Below are 359 nucleotides of genomic sequence, written 5' to 3'. Positions count from 1 at the left end.
CCTGTCCGTTTGCCGGTCCGCCGGTGATGTTGATGTCGGTGGCGGTGCTGGTACCGGCGCAGAGCACGGGGTTGACGGCAGCGATCTGCGCCGTGAAGGTGCCCAGGTTGGTGATGGAGGCAGCACCCGTCATCGTCGTGGTGCAGCCGGCGCCGTTGGAGGCCACCACCGTGTAGGTACCGGCGGTCTGGATGCCGAAGCTCAGTGCAGCACCGGTGCCCGTGAGGGGGGCGCCCTGGTCGAGGCCACCTTTTTTCAGCTGGTAGCTCATGCCCGTCTCCGAGCCCGAGAGGGTTACCTCGCGGCCGAGGCCGTCGCAGTAGGAGCCCGAGCCCGATACCGTAAAGCTTGCCGGGCAA

Annotated in this window: 1 protein-coding gene; it reads right to left on the bottom strand. The window is 67.4% G+C overall.

Annotated elements, in window-relative coordinates; genetic code table 11:
• The coding region (locus ABD937_RS23885) for a hypothetical protein (RefSeq protein WP_345258605.1) at positions 1-359 on the bottom strand (359 nt) is incomplete at both ends.

The sequence above is a fragment of the Flaviaestuariibacter amylovorans genome, from assembly GCF_039541815.1.
In the GTDB taxonomy this organism is placed as follows: Bacteria; Bacteroidota; Bacteroidia; order Chitinophagales; family Chitinophagaceae; genus Flavisolibacter; species Flavisolibacter amylovorans.
Note: the sequence above shows the minus strand (reverse complement) of the source record. Positions and strands in the feature narration are given on the sequence as shown.